The sequence below is a fragment of the Mycoplasma sp. 2575 genome (assembly GCF_053851635.1).
Map to the genome: position 1 here is coordinate 31396 of NZ_JBSQBB010000006.1, position 21877 is coordinate 53272.

A 21877-nucleotide genomic window follows, 5' to 3' on the forward strand; every position below is an offset into this window, starting at 1 on the left:
ATGTTCATAAAAAGAATAAAAACCAAAAAATGTGTTTTTTGTTGTTTTTGCTGATTTTTATCATAAAAAAGTTTTTATCTAAGCAATATATATATATATATATATAATACTTAGTATATTATAGAGGTGATATATGGCTAAAAATTTGAATAAAAAGAGACGTAATGTATTATATACAATGGCTGGATCGGCAACATTAATGACTGCTGGGACGTGAACATATATTCTTTTGGATTCGCATTTAAAAAATCAATTGGATTTAAAACAAAACTATTTTTACTTAAAGGATATATTAAAAAAACAATCCGATTCTTTATATAATGATAGCTCTCTTAAAATTGAAGTGCAAGCATTTCTAAAAAATGCTTATTTCAATAAGTATACAAAACAAAATCAAGAAAAGATCGCTTTACTGATTAATAAGGTAATAGCAGAAAACAAAAAGGATATAGAAGAAATAAAAAATCTTGCTGATAACATAGTTTCAAAATCTCTTAAAAATATTGAAAAAAATAAAGCAGATGTAATTAATTCATTAGAACAAAAAATCTACACAAAGAAAGAAGTTGTGGACTTTATAGAATATGAAAATGAAATTATTTTGTTAATTAAAAAGGTTGTTCTAATCGATAAAAATAAAGCTAAAGAATTTTATATAGAACTAGATAAAGTAGCAAATAATGAAGATTTAGCTAGACTAAAATCTAATATTTTGTTATATCTTGCTAAACGTGGTGAGCGGGGAACGTTTGAAAAAATTAAGGAGGATTTAATTGAAGAAATAACGAAAAATTCTAATTTTAGTAGTGAAGAAAAGGCGGACTTAATTAATAAAATCAAGGATACAAAATCATTAAATTACATCGAACTTATTAAACAAAAAATAGCCACACTGGATACTCTTTCAGCCCTATCTTTCGGATTAGAAAGAAATAATTTGGTTAAAAAAGCAAAGGATTCAACGACAATTGAACAGCTTAACGATATCAATAAAAAGATTGAAAAAATATTGAATGATAAAAAGAAAAAACTTTTGGACCTTGTATCAAAATTGATTGTCACAAGAACGAAAAACTATTTTTATAACAAGCAAAATAAGGCAATAAATCAAAATGAAATTGAAGCCTTAATTAAGACCGTAGAAAATGAAATATTTTTTGAAAAAGTGTTTAATACATTTGATAGAGCAAAGAAAATTAATAAAAATGAAGCTCAATTTTTGTTATCAAGAGTATCCGATCAATATATAAAAAAAATGTATGAAGCCTTGTTAAAAAGCGATAATTTTGATCTTAAGCAAATAACTGATATTAAAGATAAATTCTTTCAGGCTTTAGAGTTTGAAAATAAAGCTGATTTTATCAAAATAATTAATAGTTCCTTGATACAGAAAATTAATGATAGTTCAATTTTATCTCCTATGATCGAAGAATTAGTTAATAAGGTAAACAATTTAGATAATAAAAATTTAGATGAAGTTATGGTTGTAGTAAACGATACAATAGCTCTTTCTATTTTGCAAGCAGAAGCTAAGGATTTGATTAAAAGACTAAATATTTCAAATTTCAAGACTGCTATAGAACAAAAATTAAATACCGAAATTCATAATCCTTCACAAATTTTTGATGTTATTAATCAAATAAATACTTATATTAAGGATTTTAAGGATCGTGTTCAACATAAGGCCGATAAAATAGAAAATTCAACAACAAGGGATAAATTTAATAGTGAATTAATTAAAGCAGAAACAGAGAATGAAATCAAAAAGATAGAAAAAGATATTGATGCATTATTAGCAAATACAGAAGATTTGAGAAAAGTTGCTTCAGAAATAGTTATGCGTCTTGCACAAAGTGACAAAAAGTCTAATTTCGAATCCATAATTGCTAATAAATCAAGCACTGAAAATGACCTACGTAACATTATAACCGAGGCCCAATCTATATTAGAAAAGGCAAAGAATGAAGCATTAATGAATGTTTCAAAATCATATAATTCTTCACAATATCATGTTTTTAAAGAGAAAATTAATGCTGAAAATACTACGCAGGATGAGTATAAAAATATCGAAATTGAAGCATTGAAATTATTTAATGATATGAAAAAGCATCTAATAAATGAACTTGGCTCATTAAGTTTTAGTATGCAATTAAGCGACTCGATAAATGATGAAATAAATGAAGCCACGAATATTTATCAGCTAAATGTTATACTAGAAAAAATCAAAGCATATTTGATTAACAATAAAATTAAAGATGTTGGCCAACGCGAAAAACAAAATGATTTAGTTAAGAAAATTAATAAAGCCTTAGATATCGCATTGGATGAAATAAAGAAAATTATTGTTGACTCAGAGCTTATTATTGCTTTGGAAGCAGGGGACGAGATTGAAATTATTAAATCTGAGATTAATAGGCTTCCTTATCCTTCTGGTAAAGATGCTCCTGCAATAAAAGAAATGATTAATGAGATAAATAATATTGAAAATGATTCTACATTAGGTCAAAATCAAAAATTAGAAAAAATTAAAAATATAGCTTCAATAATTAATAGTTTAGCTGATAAAATAAATCGCTATAAGGATGATATTAAAAAAGTAAATCCGCAAAAACAGGCACGTTTAAACAATAAACTTGATAACTCTAATTTTTTACCTCCAAATAATAATGAATTTGATGAACTTAAAAGAATAATTCAAGATGCTAAAAATGAGGATAAAAATGAGGCAATTGCCGAAATAGAAAAACTTAATTTATTGACATCTGATCAATCTAAAGAGTATAAAGAAAAAATAAATGATAGTACTTTTAAAACATATGATGAAATTCAAAAAGTAGTAATAAACGCTAAGTTGCAAAATCAAAAAAATAAATTAATTAACGAGGTCAAGAAATTTGAATATCCGCATAAGGATAAAGCCCCAGCAGTTCTTGAAATAATTTCTCAAATTGAAGCCTTACAAGATTCGCAACAAGTAACCAATTACCAATCTATAATCGAAAAAATAAAAAGAAATATTGCTATTGTTAATACAAAACTATCTAATTTGCTAGTAATTTCTAATGAAATAAAAGAAAAATTTGATGAAGCAAATACAGATGAAGAATTTGATAATTTAAATACTTTGGTTCAAAATGCACTTGATAACCAATCAAATAAATTAGCGCTTGATAATAAGGTAGAATCTCTCCCATATCCAAAAAGTGATGGCGTTTTTAACATTGGAAGCAATGATGCCCCAGCTATTTCCAAGATTAAAAGTTATTATACTGATTCGAATGGTGTTGGAATTTCTGAAAAAATTACTGAAATAGATAACAAAATTATTAATATAACAATTAACATTGAATCAAGTAAACAAGCTATTAATAAAATATCAAAAAAGAATCAATTAGAACTTTGAAACAAATTAAGAGATTCTTACACCGATCAAGAATTTAATGAATTAATTAAAAAGATTGCTAATGCACATGCTAGCGATGTGGTCGAGGCGAAGACAGAAATAACTAAGTTAACCAATTTAAGCCAAGAATTAGTTAGTGCATTTAATGCTAGAATAGAGGCTAATGACGACTATGAAAATATAAAAAAGATAGTCAATGAGGCAAGGTTAAAAGATAAAAAAGAAGAAATTAAGAAACTAATTTCAATGAGCGACTATGTTAATGATAGTAATTCAGATGTATCGATTAAAAATAATTTTAATACAACAAAAGCTCAATTCGATAATGTTATTGATCAAATAGTTATTGATGATAATTCTTATAATCAAATTAAGGAGCAAACTAAAGATTTTGTTGCCGAACTTCATAAGGTTAGAGACTTAATTGATTCTTTAAGTTTGCAAGATGTTATTGATGTAAATAATGTTAAATTTGAACTTAAAAAGTTAATTACCACAATAATTAATAAAAGTGATCTTGAAAAAGTTGAAGTCGAGATTGCTAAATATAAATTAAAAAAACAAATTTTAGAACTTGATTATTATAAGGATACTCCTCAGCCAGCCCCTGCAACTATCATATTGAATTCGAAGATTGATTTAGCTAAAAATAGTAATGAAATTGAAGTACTAGAAAATCTAATTAAATCAATTCCAGAAAAAATTAAAAAGGCAAAGGAAGCAATTGATAGTTTAGATAAAAGTCCATTAAAAAATAATATAGCGCAAAGAAAACAAGCTTTAAAGGAGGAATTAAATAGATCTGTTGATGGAAATAACTTTGATAATTTGTTGAAAAACATTAATGCAGCAAAAAATGAAAATGAGTCTCAATATCGTCAATCTCGGAAACAAAATTTAATTGAAAAAGCTAAAGGATTAGAATACCCATCAGTTAAATCAGAACAATCTGAAGCAATTACTTCAATTATTAAAAAGATTGAAGTTGATTTTAGTACTATGTCTAATGATACAAATTTATTAAATAATAAATGAGCACGAGAACTGGAAGATATTGAGAAAAATATTTTTAATTCTAAAGGAATTTTGGAAAAAATAAATCCTAAGCATTTAGATAATTTAAATATAGAATTTAATAAGGCTGATGAATCAAATAAATTTGAAATATTTAACAAAAAAATTAATCAAGCATTACAAGAAGATAAACAAGAAATAATACAAAAAATCAAAGCTTTATCTAATCTTGACAAGACAACAAAATCTTCTGAATTAATCAAAAAATTAGATAACAAATCATACAATGAAATGGTTGCGGTTTTAAATGAAGCCTACATAATTGATCTTGTTGCTAAGATTGACAAATTACCTTATCCTTTAAGTAACGCCAAAGCTAAAATTATTTTAAAATCACAACTAAGCAATATAATAAATGAAAATAGTTATTACTTAAAACTAAAGGAACTTAGCGAACTAGAAGTAGCCATTAATAACGCTAAAAATAGAATAAATTCTCTTTCTTACCCAATGGAACCTAGTTTGGCTAAGAAGAAATTAAATGATAAATTAGATGAGTCAATTAATAAGGACCAAATAAATAAATTAGCTAATAACGATTTAAAAAGCAAGATAGAAAAATATAAGGAATTAATTGAAGGCATTAAGTATCCTATTTCAGTTGAAAATCAGGCAAAATTACTTGATGAATTGAGTTCTCTAACCAATGAGCAAGAAGAAGAGGTTTTAAAACTAAATATATATAATGCAAAACGTGAAACCGCCTATAAATTAATTGATGGATTAACTGATTTAGATAATCTAGTTAAAGAAACTAAAAAACAAGAAATAACCCAAAAAATATCTGGAAATAGTTTGGATTTACAACAAGAGTTAACTGATATTAATGCAAAAATATTTGAAGCTCAAAAACAAAATTCCAAGCAAAAGATTCAAAAAATACCTTATCCTATTAATGATGTGACTTCACAGAATTCAAGAAATTTATTTAATACAAAAATTGATTCTGTTCAGAGCGAAGAGGGCTTGTATCCTATTAACAATATTTTAGATTTATTAAAAAATGAAATAACCACAATAAATAATGAGGTTTCACTGATTGTAGATGCCTTTCGGAAAGATAAAATAAATAAGTTAATTAATGGTGTTACTGACATAAAAAATCTTGAGAATATTAGATTAGAATTACTTAGAGCCAAAGCAGCTGATGTAATTGATAATTTAGTTGATTTATCTACCAAACAAAAAGAAGACTATAAAAGCGAAATAGATAAAAAAACTAATGATATTGGCATTAATTTAGTAGTTGAATCTGCAAAGTTACAAAATAAAAAAGAAGAAACATTTAAGTTAATTGATCGGGTTTCTTATCCTAAGAAAAATAATGATTTTGTTGCTAAGTCAATTAAAAAAATTAAGGATGAAGTTCAAGCTTTAAATAACAATAGTGAAGTTACAATAAAGAAGCAAGAGATACAAACATTTGATACTAAGCTCAAAGAATTGATAGAATTAGCAAAAACCATTGAATATAGCGAAAGCAATTCGCATGCACTAGTTAAAATTTTGGAAGGTTTTGATTCTGCAACCTCAGTTGCCGAATTAGAACAAATTCTTCCTAAAAGTTGACCTCAGCATATTAAAACACTCAAGAAATTGGCTGAGAAGTACTTTGGTATTAATTCTTATTTTGTAACTAACAAATTAGGTCATACATATCCTCAAAAGAGCGCAAGTGATAGCGAAGGTTTGAGTTTGCAAGAATTTTGTCAACTATTAATAACCGAATTTAAAAAACAAGCAAAGATTAAAATTGATAGTTTATTAGTAGCCGATGAAGGCAAAAAACAACAATTGCATAAGCAAATTAATGATATCTTAGTTGATGGTATAATTTTTGCTATAGATCAAGATATTTTTGAAAAACCGCATCAAATTATTAATAAAGCTATTGCTGATGATGCGATTGAATTTATTCAAAATCTTGCTTATCCACAAGATAGTAATTCCGCCCAATCAAAAGCAACAATTAAAACTCAATTAGTTGATTCGTTTAAGATAAATCAAGTTATTTTGGTCAATGAAGAAGTCACAATTTTGCATGATAAATTAAAGAAATATAAAGAGCAGGTTGATGACTTAAATAGCCTGATAAATTTGATAACAGATATTACTAAAAAAATGTTCTACAATGATTTGTTTTCAAGAGCAGATAACTTAGAAAAACTAAAGGAACTTAAAAATAAGATCAAGCGGTATGTTGAGCTACAAAGAGATATTTTATCCATTATTGATCTCGAAAAAAATGAATTTGACATTAGTTATGGTAGCAAGGCGGAAGATGTTTTAGATGTAAATCAAAACATAGTAGGTTTAAGAGAAAAATTATTAAACTACATTTTTAGCGCTAATAATCAATCTGAAATAATGCAGTTAAAATCTATTGTTAGTGAAGTAAAGGCCGCATATGATAAGTTAAAAATGTTATTTGTAAAAAGAGATACATTAATGATGTCAGTATTTTTAAAGCAAATCAAAGAGGCTATTGGCGTAGGTTCAATTAAGACCATAATGAATAATGCATCTGAAGTTAAAAATAAAATGGATGTATTTTGAAAAAAGACATCCCCTTATATCGGTTTTTATATTTTTGATCATAGAGACAAACTTTTAGAAAACGCTGCCAAGCCCGATAATGAAAGAATAATTGACGGCACAAAGTTCAAAACATTTGATGAATTCATTAAACATATAAGAACTCAAACTAATCCAAATGAATTGCAGAGCATAATTGAACAGGTGGTTCCTTTATATCATGGTGTTATTGATTATTTATTGATTGCCAAAGATAATCTAACTCAGGCTGCTCATAAGTATTATAGGGATGAAATTCTTAAAGCAACTACGAAGCAACAAATTGAGCTCCAAGTTAATGATGCTAAAATATTTAATCAAAAAGTACTTGAATCAAGAAATAAACTAGCCCAAATTGGAAAGGTTGGGAATAGAGCTAAATTAATGATGGAAATTGAAAATGCAAACAATGCAAGCAATATTCAAAATGTGTTGAATAAGATAGAACAATTTAGAAATCAATTTAGCAATGCTACTTTAAAACTTAACGAATATAAGTCACTAAATGAGAAAGAAGAAATTAAGCTTAGAGATTTTGAAACGAGATTAGATAAATTGCAAGAAGCAGATACTTCGTCGCAACTGGCAAATGAAATTGAAGTTGAAATTGCAAGAGCAAAAGCAATTGCACAAGTAAAGCAATTGATTTTTCTAAATATCAATCAACAAAATAAATATATAATCTTACTTAGACAAGCAGGAATAAATTATTTAAATTATCATAGTGAAATAACTAGGATAACAAATGAAGCTAAGCAATTTAATGAAAAAGTGAAAACTGCCAAAGACATTCTTTCTTTATTTGCTAAGGATAGTAACAAAACGACATTTAATAAAACAATTTCAAATGCTTTAGATATCCAAACAATGCAAAACATAATAGTTCAAATTAATGATTTTAAAATTAAGTATAACGAATCTAAGGAGTTAGTTGAAGCCTATAAAAATCTTAATAACAAAGATGCTACAAGGTTTGATCAATATAATAAAAAACTTGACGCTATCCAAGATGGTGATGAAGCTAACTCTTTGATAAATGAAATTAAATCTGAATTTAAGAGTAAATTAAAATTAATTATTAATAATATTCCTTATCCAAATAAGAATAGTAGTGAGGCGCAACATTCAATTAATGTATTAAGTGTAGGTGTTGATAATTTAAATACAATTGATCAATTTATAAATAAAGCAATTGAATTAAGCGAACTTAATGATGAGATTAACAAAAAGGCTCCGCAAGTTGATTTACTGCAATATAGTGAAAATAATGCATTTGCAAAACAAGCAATCAAAACTGAATTAAATAAAGCAACAACTATACTCCAAGTAAAGACTGCTTTTCCAGATGATTGAAGTCAAAAAGTTGCTTATTATAAGCAAGTGTTAGAAAAATATTTTGAAGCACAAAATAAAACGAATCTTGCAGCAAGATTTAATAGAACCCACCCTAAATCTTCTGACCATACGGTTAGTGAATTGGAAAAACAATTATTGCTAACAATGAAAGTATTAGCTAAAAATCATATCAACACTTTCAAACATTTAGGTGATTCCAAAAAAGTGTTTATAGCAAGAATCGATGCTATAAATGGCTTTCCAGACGAAAATAGGATGCAACAAGTTGCTTTAATTTATATTGAAGCAGTTAAGGCGAATTACAATAATTTCATTGATAAATTAGCTTTACCTAATGATAACCATAATCAAGCAAACTCTTTGAATTCAAAGAATAACTTAAAGAATATTTTGGTTAATAGTTTTACAAAAATAAGTACTAAAATTAATAATCATCAAGAAGTGCAAGCATTGGAAAGCAAACTAAATAATCTCAATGAATTGGTTAATAATATTAAGACTAAAATTCAAAATATTGATGTAGCATCCAAAGCATCCGTTTGAAATGAAGAATTTTCAAAAGCTGATACATCAGAAAAATTAAGATTATTACTTGCTAAAATAAATAAATTTGACCAGGTTTTAGAAAAGATTAATAGAATTACGGATTTACAATCATCTGATGTTGGAAGCGGTAATGAACTAGTTCATAGTCAACAAGTTAATGAAGAATTGTCTAAGCTTCGTGAATCTTATAAGGATAAGTTGGGTATAACAAAAGAAAATGATATTGATAAATTAAATCAATTTGTAGAAAAGGCAAATGAAGTGGTTAGATTGCTAAAAGATTCATTTAAAACCGATTTATTAGTAGAAAAAGCTTATATTAAAAAGATTGCATCTGCAGGTGATGTAACACAGCTAGAAGAAATTAGAAATGATCTTCTAGAGTACAAAAGAGAGTTGACGAGATTTTGAAGTAGTTCTGAGAATCTTGAAAAATATATAAGAGACAACAAGGGCTTACTAAGCAAAAATGTTCTTAATGGAATTAAACGATATGAAGAGTTAGTTAATGATGCAAGAACATTTAATAGTGCAGCGGAGTTAAAGAAATTTAATGATTATACAATTCCTTTATATCATGGATATATTGATTATTTAATAATTGATAAAAGCGGAATACCTAAATCAGTATTAAATATCTTTAACCAAAGAGTTCAATTAGCTCCTGATAAAAATACAATTGAAAATGTTATTATTCCTGAGCTAAGATCATATCAAAGAAAACTAAGTGATTTAAAAACAATGATTAGTAAACTAAAAAGTAATGATTCAAAATCAAAATATAACGGTATGTTAGATGATGCTGATTCCTTAACTAAATTAGAAAATATTATATCAAATGCTAGAAAAGAATTAATTGTACAAAGGGTTGAAACTAGATTAAAACAGTTAAAAACAAGCAATTCTGATCCAGAAAAAAATAAGAAGCAAATTCTTAATGCTCCTGAAGAACAATATATAAAGGAATTTAAACAAAAGATTGAAAGAGCTTCTAACGTACAACAAGAAGAACAAATTGAACGTGAATTTATTTTTAGCAGATACTATGAATCAAAGCGTCTTTACAGTGTACTCAATTCGCTTGAGTTCATAGGCGAAATTCTTATTAGCAAAGCAAAAAAATCTTTAAATCCTAAATATATTAATTTAATTAATAAATTTAAAGAAAAGGATTTTATTAAAGGATTTAAAAATAACGGCGAAACAAAGTATCAAAATAATTATACATATACAGAATCAAATAGTTCGGATAGAACACTAGCGCAATTTGCACATATGTGAGTGCAAATTAGCAACGATCAAACTGGATATTTTAATCAGCAGGACACTAATGATATATTCAGCGCCGCTACGCAATGAAGGCCAATATATAATGACAGTTATGTTAAAAATCATAAATGAAATCAATTTCCGCTAGACAATTACCATAATTTAATTGATCAGGCAATTAGTTTAGCTAAAAAAGATAAAAAACTTACAAGTATAGAGGATTTATATGCAACTGTAGATACTATTGCAGGATTTGGCTTTGCAAAATTTAAGGAAAATCCAAATAAAGATGGAATTTTTTCCGTTGCTGCTTTATTAGATAATGCAAGAACTCATCAAGAAGTTAAAGGAAATGAATACCTTGTAGCCGCCTTTGTAGGTGGAGCAACAACATACGATTATTTCCGTAGACAGAATAAAAATAGTAATTTATTGACGCATTACGATTTAGGTTGGAAAATATAAAAAAATTGATTTATGTTTTTTAAAAAAGAATAAGAATAATTCAAAATATTAATAAGTTTGTAAGTTATTTTAGTAGTGCAAGCAAATTCAAAAACTAAAAAATCAAGAAGTTTTTAGCCTTATCATTGATTTATTTTTATAGATAATCAATATATTAGTGGAGGTTAATGATAAAAATTGAGCTTTGTTATTGCTCAAAATAATTTTAAAAAATGGCATAAACAATTGTTTTAATGGAAAAAAATATTATATTTGGGTTGTGATTACCTATTTTATTGATCGGGATTGTATTTATTGCAAGATGGATATGCATAATGAGACGCTTTTATGTTGCCCTTATTTATATTACCGCTTTTTGCAATTGCTAGGATTCTTTTATTTGTGATAGAACATTACTATTGGTATAAAAAGAAATATTGGTATAAAAAAATGCTAGTGCAAAAAATGTAGAAGAAAATAATGATGTGTAGTATGAACGTGGATTTTTAAATAAGACATTATAATTTTTGCTGCTTTAAATAGTTTTTTTAGTAAAAATGTTTTTTGCAATAACTTTGATATTAATTTTTTTATAAAAAATAAACCTATACTGATATATAAAGTTTAAAAATCTAGGCAAATTAATGTCTAGATTTTTGTTATTAAAAGGAATTAATTATGAAAAAATCGAATTTTTTAAAAATCCAAAAGAATTTTACACAAGAGAAAAATTATAAAAATGCAAAAAACAAGAATTAAATTTTTAAAAAGTTTAAAAGCATAGTTTTGGTGTTTAAAAATTTTATTTTTTATATTTTCGCTATTTTTTTTTTTTTCAAAAAGCATAAAAAATAATTTAAAATTTTCGTGTATCTATCGGTAAAAACTAGATAGAAAAATCCATTAGTAAATAAAAGAATAAATTTGTAGATTCGTTTAAAAAATAAGCGTTATTTTATTTTCGAATATCAAATATTAATATAAATTGCTAATAAAAAATGAAAAGGAGAATATATATGCAAGATGGAAATGTTTCGCAAGAAGAAAGAAAAAATAGAAAAAGGAAAGCATTAGCTATTGCACTTCCGCTTATTTTTGGAACGGGCGTTGTTGTTGGCGCTTTGCTAGGCGGAATTAGGATAGGTCAATCCTATCAAATGAAGAAAGAAACTGTGCTACCAGCGAAAGAAACTAAACCTTCAATGGATAGACAAAATAGTGTGGTTTTAAAAGAAGAAGTTCCATTTCAACCAGAATTATTTAAAGATTTAAAAGATAATACTAAGGTTTTAAAAATAACAAATAAGGATGAGTTAGAATATAACGAGATCAAGGTTGTTGATAAAAATTTCATTAAACAATTAACAAATGAAAAATATATTATTAACGATCCTAGTGCTGAATTATACATTCTACTAAAATATAAGTACAAAGGCGAGGATAAACCAACCTTAAAATTTTTTGCTCTTAATTACGATGTTAAGGAACTTAATGAACAATATAATTACTTTAAGGAAAAATATAAAGATTACTACCAAAGTGACTATAGATTTAGCAAGTTTCTTAATGATAATTCAGAATTTAATGATGAAAAATTCAAAATCTCAGACGGCTATTATAAGGCAGAATACTTAAATAATATTTTTAAGAATCAAATATTGCCAATTTATCTAAAAGATGTTGAAGAAGTTAAAAAAGCGGGATTGAGACATTATTATAATACCGAAGCATTTATAGAAAGATATGAGCAAGGTGTCAGACAGCAAATCAGCCAGCACTTTTATAATCCTAATGACCCATCCCTACTTTATCCTAACGAACTTAAAAATGTTTTTGTTTTTAATGATAAATTAAAAAAAGTTCTAGAAAAGGATTATAACGACAAAGGACTTTATTGAAATTATGAAAAATTTATTATTAATAGACAATTAGTCAAAAATCTTGATACACCTTTATTAAAAAGATTTTTAACACTTTTATATACCTATTTTAATAGAAACAATTATGTTTATAACTTTACTAATCCTTTAACTTCTCAAGAAAATATCGAAGAAAAATATCAAAAACCATATACACCTCAAACAATGTTTTTTGATGAACTAGAAAAAGCGTTTTTAGATTTACAACTAGAGTTAAGAATACAAAGATACGGTTTATATGATGATAATTTAAATATTGATATGCCTAAATTGCAAAAATTTTATGATTTACATGATTTGTGATGGCAAAAAAGGGAAACATTTAATAAACAATTGATTGACTTTTTATTATCTGCCAATAAATTAATAGACGTTTATATGAACAAGGTTCAAAACGGTAGCCTTGGTAAAGAATATTATGAAAAGTTTTTATTATATCCAATCGAAATAAATTCATATCATGATGTTGTTAATATTTTATTAGATAAATTCCTTTCGACTGATGCTAATTATCAAACCGTAAAAACTAGAATTGATTTGCTTGGAAAAATTGATGAATTAGTGAATAATTTTAAAAATGATTTGGCTAATGCATTTAAGGATTTAAATATTGAAACTAAAACAAAAGAAATAACGAATTATTATCTTCAAACATTTATAAAAGATATCGATACAGATAAAACCCTTCTTGAATCACAAAACAGTCTTGAAATTTATTTTGAAGATAAAATTTTAGATTTAACAAATCATTACAATTTAGATTTTGAGGACTTTATTAAAAATATTGCTTAAAATTATGGGATTTAATATTACCATTGTATTAGTTTGCTAGAAACAATCAAAAAAATAAGGTACAACCCATTAAAAAAGGTTGTGCCTTATTTTTGTTTTTATTAATAAATATAAAATTAGTTATTATTACCTTCAATCTTTTTTACAGCCTTAGCAACCCCAGATTTTTTATAAGAGCCAGCTACTCATTTGGCTTGAATTTTAATGTTTTTTAATGCATTATTCATAGCGATAAATGCCCCTACATAAGGGATTGTTGAAGTGTCATTACCTGAGTCTCCAAAATGTACAGTTTCAATTGGATTAATATCAAGAAGTCTGCAGACATAATCTATTGCTTTTCCTTTTCCTGCGTTTATGTCATTAATTTCAATCGCATAACCCTTTGAAACAATATGAAGTGAAAGGTTTCTGAATTTCTTGGCTAATTCTTCCGCTAACATTCTTATATATTTTCTGCTTCCGCCAAAGGTAATGATTTTTGTGGCATTAGTAATATGAGGAATATCATCATAAGTTTTTTGAATTAAATTTTTAATTCAAGGTCTGAATAACTTTAGTTTAGAGGATGTACCGTAGATTGTGTTACCACTATTGAAAATGAAAAATAATTTTTTTTCTTTTAGAATTTCAACAATAGACATTACAGTGTCTTTTTGAATTTCGTTTTTTAATATGGTTTCACCATTTGAATCAACAATCAAACCACCATTTTGACATATTACATATGGCGAATTTGTTTGTTTAGCTAAATTAAGAACAAAATCTGATGCGTAACGTCCAGTGGCAATGATGAAAGGTATTCCCGAGTCGTTTTTGCTTTTAACTATTTCAAAATTTTCTTTACTTAGTCCTTCTTTTGTTTTAGGTAAATCTAATAATGTACCATCTAAGTCTGTAAAATAGGCTTTTGGTTTAAAATTAATCATATTTTATTTAGTTGTTAAATTTTTTAATTAATTCTTCAGCAGGCATATATCCTTGTGAAGTATTAATTAATTTTCCATCAACATAGAAGAACAATGAAGGTATGCTTGATACGTTCATTTCACGTGCAAAATCACGATTTTGATCAATATCAAAGTCAAAAACATTAATTCCTTCATTTTCTGTGCCTAAACGTTGGATTTCTGGGCCTATCATTTGGCATGGTGGACATCAAACCGCTCTAAAAGCCAAAATCGCTTTGCCTGTCAAGTGATCGTCGTTTAATTCGTTTTGTAGTAATTTCTTGTACATATTTAATCTCCGTTCATTTAGTATGCTCTAGCAAAAATAACAACTTTATCAGTTTTTTTGTTTGTATAGAAACAATTTTCATACTCTGGCAATATATTGACATTAAAAGGTATGCACCGTGTTGAAGCTCCGGTTTCTTCCTTGATTTTATCTTCATCATCGCCGTTGCCATTAAATTTAGTTATAACTCAATACCCATCTTCAATCAGTTTCTTGAATTCTGTATAGTTTGAAGCTACTCTTATATTGTTAGTTAATCTCTTTTTCGCTTCACTTAATAGGTTATTTTGTATATCAACCAATAACATTTGAGTTTTATTTATTGCCTCATCAATAAAGACACTAATCTTTTCGAGTGTATCTCTTCTGACAAGTGTAACCTTATTTTCGTTTAGATCTCGAGGACCTATTTCAATCCTTAAAGGTGTACCATGAATTTCGGAATTGGCAGCCTTATACCCTGCACTTTTATTAGTTTTATCTATTTTTGATTCTATATTTAATTCATTTAGTTTTTTATGAATTTGTTCAGCAACTCGTGCCACTCTTGGATCTTTCGAGGCAAATAATTCAAGAATGTCGACTTTTATTTGAGCAATTTTAGGTGGAATAATAATTCCTCTATCATCGCCATGAGTCATTATTAACGCGCCTAGCAATCTTGTCGAAACACCTCATGATGTTCCATAAGCATTTTCGAGTTTGTTTTCCTTATTTTTGAATGTGATATCAAATGCTTTTGTGAAATTTTGGCCCAAATAATGACTTGTTCCGGCTTGTAATGCTTTGCCATCCTTCATCATTGCTTCAACAGTAAAAGTATAATTGGCGCCGGCAAATTTTTCATGTTCGGTTTTTTGCCCCTTAACAACAGGTATTGCTAGATATTCTTCAATAAAGTTGGTGTATACATCTAACATTTTCTTAGTTAGTTCCTGTGCTTCTTGTGAATTAGAGTGTAGTGTATGACCTTCCTGTCATAAAAATTCTCTTGTTCTTAAAAAAGGATTTGTTGTTTTTTCCCATCTAAGGACATTTACTCATTGATTGTAAATTAAAGGTAAATCATTGTATGATTCAACTTCGTTTTTAAAGAAATCGCCGAATAAAACTTCACTTGTTGGTCTTATATAGAATTTTTCATTAAGTTTTTTTCCACCGACTTCAGTGATTGTTGCTAATTCTGGATTGAAACCTGCAATATGATTTTTTTCCTTCGCTAATAAACTTTCTGGAATCAAAAGAGGTAGATTGACATTTTGAACACCCAAGGTCTTAAATTTTTTGTCAAGGATAAGGCGAATATTATCTCAAATTCCAAATGATAATGGTTTGAATATAATCGAACCTTTCGAAGAGCCATAAGCCATTAAGTCGCCATTTTGTATGACATCGGTATACCACTTTGCAAAATTCTCTTTTTGAGTTGTAATTTTTTCTAGTTTTTTCACAACTTATAATTTTATAGTTTTTTTTGTTTTTGTATTTTTATTTATAAATAAAAACAGCCAGATAGGCCGTTATATTAAATCATCAAAAATATCATCGCCGGTTGCTACAGTAGGAATATCAAAGTTTCTAGCAACAATATTACCAGCTGTTCCTAATCCTCTTAGCGACCCCAAAACTTTCGGATGCATGAATGATTTTGAATAAACTGTTAAAGGTAGAGCTTCTCTAGTATGGTCTGGTCCAAAGGTTGGGTCATTACCATGATCAGAAGTCATAATTAATAAGTCATCTTTTTTCATAGCATTAATTAGTTTTGCTAGTTTAATATCTAATCTTGAAACATTTTGACTATATCCAATCGGATCTTCTCGGTGCCCATAGTGGCTATCAAATTGGACTAAGTTCACAAAAATAAATTGATTCTTTGATGAAGATGCAGCGATATTGATAGCAATGTCCATATTTTCATCATCAGAAGCAGGGCCGTACACTTTATCAATACCAACACCACTAAAAATGTCGTTAATTTTTCCGATTGCAATAACCTCAATACCCTTTTTTTGTAAGTCCTCAAGAATAATGTGTCTTGTTGGTTTGTTTGCAAAGTCGTGTCTGTTGAATGTTCTTGTAAATTTTCCGTTTTCATAAACGAATGGTCTTGATATAACTCTTGCTACATTCCATTCTGGTTTTGAGGAACAAATTTTTCTTGCTCTTTTTGCATATTCGGTAAGTTTTTCAACACCTAATGTTTTTTCATCGCCAATGATTTGCAAAGTCGAGTCAGGAGAAGTATAAATAATCATATCTCCTTTTTCCATATGTTGATGACCAAGTTCAGCTAAAATAACTGTACCAGAAGCGTTTCTATTACCAATAATTTTTCTTCCATCAAATGCTTTTGATAGTTCAGCTACCAAATCATCAGGGAAGCCTTTTTGAGTAAATTGAGGGTTTGGAACTTCTGTATAAATTCCCATCATTTCTCAGTGCCCGGTTAGAGTATCTTTTCCATTTGATATTTCATGTATTTTTGCAACATATGCAAGTGGTTTTTTTACTTTTTGATTATGTCCTGCAATTTTGGCTACTTCGGTAACACCTAATGATTTTCATGTTGGAATTTCTAGTGGTAAGGCTTCAGAGGCATGCAATAAGCTATTTGCACCTTTGTCACCAAATTCTTCTTGACGAGGCTCAGGTCCAATTCCTAAACCATCTGTTACAATAAAAAATATACGATTAAATTTCATAATTTCTCCTTAATGTTTTATTACTTCAACTTGTTCGGTTAAATATATATCCATACTTTTTAAAATTTCTTTATCAGATTCGCTTGATATTGTGGTCCTATGTAAATATAAACCAGCAAGTTTATTAATTTGATCATATGCTTTTTTAGCTATTTTAGATGTTAGCGCACTAATTGAAAGGGCCATAAGCGTTTCTTTAACATCAAGTGATAGATGATTGTAATGTAAGTTTTGTTTTAAATCCTTAACTAATTCTATGACATCAGGATTTAGAACGTCAATTGTTGAATCAATTTTTGCAAAGTACTTTAAGGCATTTAGAACTACAGCACTATTAGAATTTAATAACTTAGATTCTTTCCCTAACAAAACATGACCAGAATTTATTTCAATAGCTGAGCAAACTAAATTATTTTTGTTGGTGTATTCATTTGCAAATTTTATTGATCCTATAATATTAGGGTCAATATTGTTATTTTTGATTATTTTATTTAATCTATTTAGATAGACTTTTGGACATTTATCTTGTTGGTAATTTACTTTGGTTTGATAATACCTACATACTATTTCTTTTTGAGAGGCTATGGTAACTGCTTGATCGTTGGTAATACAAAATCCTGCCATATTAACACCCATATCTGTTGGCGATTTGTACAGTGATGTATTGTATATTTTTGTTAATAAATTATTTAATATTGGAAATGCTTCAAGATCTCGATTGTAATTTGTCGCCTTGATTTTATATGCGTTCCAATGAAATGAGTCGACCATATTTATATCATTTAAATCTACTGTAGCTGCTTCATATGCTAGGTTGGTTGGATGATTTACTTGTAGATTTCAAATGGGAAAAGTTTCAAACTTAGCATAGCCAGATTTTATATTATTCTTATTGTCGTGATATAGTTGTGAAAGTATTGCACTTAATTTCCCAGATCCCGGTCCTGGCGCCGTTACGACAATGATTCTTTTTTTAGTAATAGCGTAGTCATTTTTGCCAAAACCGCTTTCAGATACAATATGTTCAATGTCGTGGGGATAGTTTTTTATATGATATTGCTTAACAACATTAATCCTTCGTTTAGTTAGCCTATGAATAAAGGACTTGATTTGAATAGAATCTTCATATTGTGTTATTACAACATTTTTAACCTCAAGGTCATATTTTTTAAATTTATTAATAATTCTAAAAATATCCTCTTCATATGTAATATTAATGTCAGACCTTATTTTTCTGTTTTTTATATCCTGGGCAGCAATCACTAACATTATTTCAACTTCGTCTTTAAGTTTTAACAGCATTTGTAATTTTGCATCATGTTTAAATCCTGGCAAAACTCTTGTGGCATGAAAGTCATTGAATAGTTTTCCACCAAATTCAACATATAATTTATTGCCAAACTTATCAATTCTCTTCCTAATTTCATCAGATTGAAGATTAATATATTTGTTATTATCAAAACCAATTTCCATAAATTTTTCCTAAAATATAAATTTATTTTAATTCTTAAATAATTTTATAACAATTTAATATTATGATATTAAGAAATTACAAATAGTCATCTTTTAAAAGGAAAACAACGCAACGCTTCATAAACTATATAATGATAATTAGTTTTAAAGTTTAGATGAGTTTTTAAAAATTATGATTACAAAAAATTAATAAAGGGGAATTTTGACAATTAAATTGCTTCTTTACATTGAACTATGTCATATAAAAATGATTTTCATTTTGCAATTAACCGTGTTGAATGCTTATTTTTAATTGCATTATCAAAGGCGCCAAGACTATAAATCCTCATACATTTTTGATTTTTAGGTAGTAAATAAACTTTTAAAGAATGCTACATCATCAGTGAAACTACTAAGATCAAATGATAGACGTTACTATTTATAGTGCAAAAAATTTTTGATGCTTCTTAAAGATAGATTTATTTATTTTAATTTTAAATAATATAAAGTAAAAAAGAACCTAATATGTTATTACTAATTTTTTAAATTTTGTTTTTTAAATATTTTTTCAAACTATAGTTGTATTTATAAAATTAAAATATATTGTTTTTTTAGTGCAATTTTTATTGTAAAAATATGTTTTTGGCAAAGAAAGATTCTTTAGATATAGAAACAAAATTGATTTTAGCATATAAGTTTTTGGTGTTTTAAAAAGTTAATAATTGAATCTTATTTGTTTGTTCCCATCTTTGTGTAGATTTTTATCTACCTTGTATATTTTGTCCCTTAAAATTAGTAGAAAAATAATTTTTTATCTTGCTAATTTATTATTGCAGTCAAATCTTAACTAATGTAAAATTAAAAAATCTTTAAAGGAAAGTAATTTTGGTATTTTTATCATTATTTAAAAAAACAAGTTTTAAATAAAGAGTAAAATTTTATTATATAAAAAATTTCGAAAGGCATAACATGAAATTTAATGAACTAAGAACTAAGATAGTCGCTACAGTCGGACCTTCAAGTGAAAGTTATGAAACAATGAAAGCTTTAATTGAAGCTGGTGTTACAACCATTAGAGCAAATTTTTCACATGGTACAATTGACGATCATAAAAGAAAGTTTGACATTGCTAGACAAATATCAAAAGAAATAGATAGACCAATTTCATTGATGTTGGATACAAAAGGGCCAGAAATCAGAATTGGTAAGATGCAAGATGGCGTTTGCTTAATTCCTGCTAAACATAAATTAACTATTAGAACAGATAAAAAATCATATGAAAATTTAATTGGAGATGAGAATACTATTACCGTTTCATATCGTATGGACCTAGATGTTAATGAAGGTAATAAGGTATTGATTGATGATGGTAAATTGGTAACTATTGTTAAAGAAGTAAAACCTAATGAAGTTATTGTTGAAACTATAAATTCTCATAAATTAAAAACAAATAAAAGAGTTAATATTCCGGGCGTTAATTTCTCTCTACCATTTTTATCAGAAAAAGATATTAATGATATTATTTGAGGAACTCAATATAAAGTTGACTATATAGCAGCATCATTTGTTAATAATGCAGCGCAGGTTAATCAAATAAGAAAAATTCTTGATGAGCATAACGGACAACATATTCAAATAATTTCAAAGATTGAATCTCAAATGGCAATTAACAATATTGACGAAATAATTAGAGCATCTGATGGAATTATGATTGCTAGAGGTGATTTAGGTTTAGAAATACCTTATTATGATGTTCCATATTGAGAAAAGAAAATTATTCGTGCAGCAAGAATTCAAGGAAAGAATGTTATCGTTGCAACACAAATGCTTGACTCAATGGAAAATAATCCTTTACCAACAAGAGCAGAAGTTACTGATGTTTATTACGCTGTTGAATTAGGTGCTGATGCAACTATGCTTTCTGGTGAATCGGCATCTGGAAAATATCCAGTTGAAGCTGTTAAAACAATGGCCAAAATAGCGAAGAGAGCTGAAAAAGAATATTTTACTGAATTGTTCTATGAGAAACAAATTCAAAAGGTTGCTAATGATCAAAATTCAAGAATGCTAATTGCTTATGAAGTAGCATCAATATTGCAACCTGGCGATTATAAGTTTGCTATTGTTTTATCACATAGTGGTAAATTATTAAAAGAGGTAGCTAAGTATCGTCCTAATGCTCATATTATTGGTGTTGTAAGTGACGACAAACTTGTATGGAGTTATGGAGTAACTGCGGGCGTATTTTGCGAAAAACATTCAGAAGCTGTAAGATCTTTAATAAAATATAATCACGATGCCGGACGTCAAGTTTTAGAGGAATATGGTGCTAAAAAAGGTGATAAATTTATTGTTGTAGATAGTTTAAATATTACTTCACATGAGTTCTAAAAGTTATTTTTATTAATAAAAAACCGCAGCGTTAGGCATGCGGTTTTAATTTAAACAATTTTAATTTATTTATTTAGATCATATTTTTTTGTCGAGTTTATATGTACTTCTCAACTTTTTTAGTTGCTTAGAAATTTCTTGATTTATGATGTATGAAAAAGGGTTAAATGTAATTCTTTCATTTGTTTCAAAATATTTATCCAAAAAACCAAATGTTGTTTCACCATACATTGAGTATAGAATTTCGCCTATTTTGGTGTCTAGTCAAATATATTTATTAGCAAGAATTTTTCTATCCAAAAAAAGAATCATATTTGGCAATTTGTCAAGAATTTCTAAGGTAGTTAAACTATATAATTTTTCTTCTGATTCTGACTTTGTTAGGAAGAAATCTCTTTTTATTGAGTCAATAATTTTATGTTTACTAAGATAGTAGTAATAGCAGAAAAATGTGTGGCCTCATTCTTGGTTATATTCTTCTTCCCCGTCATATAGTTTGCAAAAATCGTCATGTTGTTTCTTACTTATTTCCTCAATCGAGAAAATTTTAGTGAAATCTTCATAGGAATTTAACGGCTCATTAAGTTTTTTTAACAAATTTTTTGATTCCTCATATAACACATTTTCATTTTGAATATTTTCGTTTTTCTCTGGTTGCATATTTATTCTTCCCCGTTTTTAGGATAATAAAGAATTTATAATTTGATTTCTTA

Annotated in this window: 9 protein-coding genes; 3 read left to right on the plus strand and 6 right to left on the minus strand. The window is 27.3% G+C overall.

The genetic code is table 4. The features are described 5' to 3' along the window. The first annotated feature begins 133 nt into the window (after positions 1-133). Positions 134-10687 carry a hypothetical protein gene (locus ACWXVU_RS01690; RefSeq protein ID WP_456012044.1) on the plus strand — a complete coding sequence of 3518 codons (10554 nt, stop codon included), beginning with the start codon at positions 134-136 and terminating at the stop codon, positions 10685-10687. A 995-nt stretch (positions 10688-11682) separates the two neighbouring features. Further along, complete coding sequence (locus ACWXVU_RS01695; RefSeq protein WP_456012045.1) at positions 11683-13377, plus strand: hypothetical protein; 1695 nt, start codon at positions 11683-11685, stop codon at positions 13375-13377. A 116-nt stretch (positions 13378-13493) separates the two neighbouring features. Here ACWXVU_RS01695 and ACWXVU_RS01700 read toward each other — a convergent pair whose 3' ends face one another. The 5 genes from ACWXVU_RS01700 to ACWXVU_RS01720 all read right to left on the minus strand — a co-directional run bounded on the left by ACWXVU_RS01700 (position 13494) and on the right by ACWXVU_RS01720 (position 18794). Continuing rightward, on the minus strand, positions 13494-14306 hold the full coding sequence (locus ACWXVU_RS01700; RefSeq protein ID WP_444704933.1) for an HAD family hydrolase: 813 nt from the start codon (positions 14304-14306) through the stop codon (positions 13494-13496). Positions 14307-14313: 7 nt separating this feature from the next. Further along, complete coding sequence (locus ACWXVU_RS01705; RefSeq protein ID WP_438340530.1) at positions 14314-14616, minus strand: thioredoxin domain-containing protein; 303 nt, start codon at positions 14614-14616, stop codon at positions 14314-14316. A gap of 17 nt (positions 14617-14633) precedes the next feature. Then, positions 14634-16067: a proline--tRNA ligase gene (proS, locus tag ACWXVU_RS01710; RefSeq protein ID WP_456012047.1), complete on the minus strand. Its 1434-nt coding sequence runs from the start codon at positions 16065-16067 to the stop codon at positions 14634-14636. Positions 16068-16136: 69 nt separating this feature from the next. Then, a complete protein-coding gene (locus tag ACWXVU_RS01715; protein WP_456012048.1) occupies positions 16137-17321 on the minus strand; it encodes a phosphopentomutase in 1185 nt (394 codons plus the stop codon). 9 nt (positions 17322-17330) lie between these two features. After that, complete coding sequence (locus ACWXVU_RS01720; protein ID WP_438340533.1) at positions 17331-18794, minus strand: DUF1846 domain-containing protein; 1464 nt, start codon at positions 18792-18794, stop codon at positions 17331-17333. A 948-nt stretch (positions 18795-19742) separates the two neighbouring features. Between ACWXVU_RS01720 and pyk the strand changes: the two genes are divergently transcribed. Continuing rightward, complete coding sequence (gene pyk / locus ACWXVU_RS01725; protein WP_438340534.1) at positions 19743-21164, plus strand: pyruvate kinase; 1422 nt, start codon at positions 19743-19745, stop codon at positions 21162-21164. A gap of 69 nt (positions 21165-21233) precedes the next feature. On the opposite strand, the gene ACWXVU_RS01730 is transcribed toward pyk, so the two are convergent. Next, a complete protein-coding gene (locus tag ACWXVU_RS01730; protein ID WP_456012049.1) occupies positions 21234-21824 on the minus strand; it encodes a hypothetical protein in 591 nt (196 codons plus the stop codon). Positions 21825-21877: the final 53 nt, after the last annotated feature.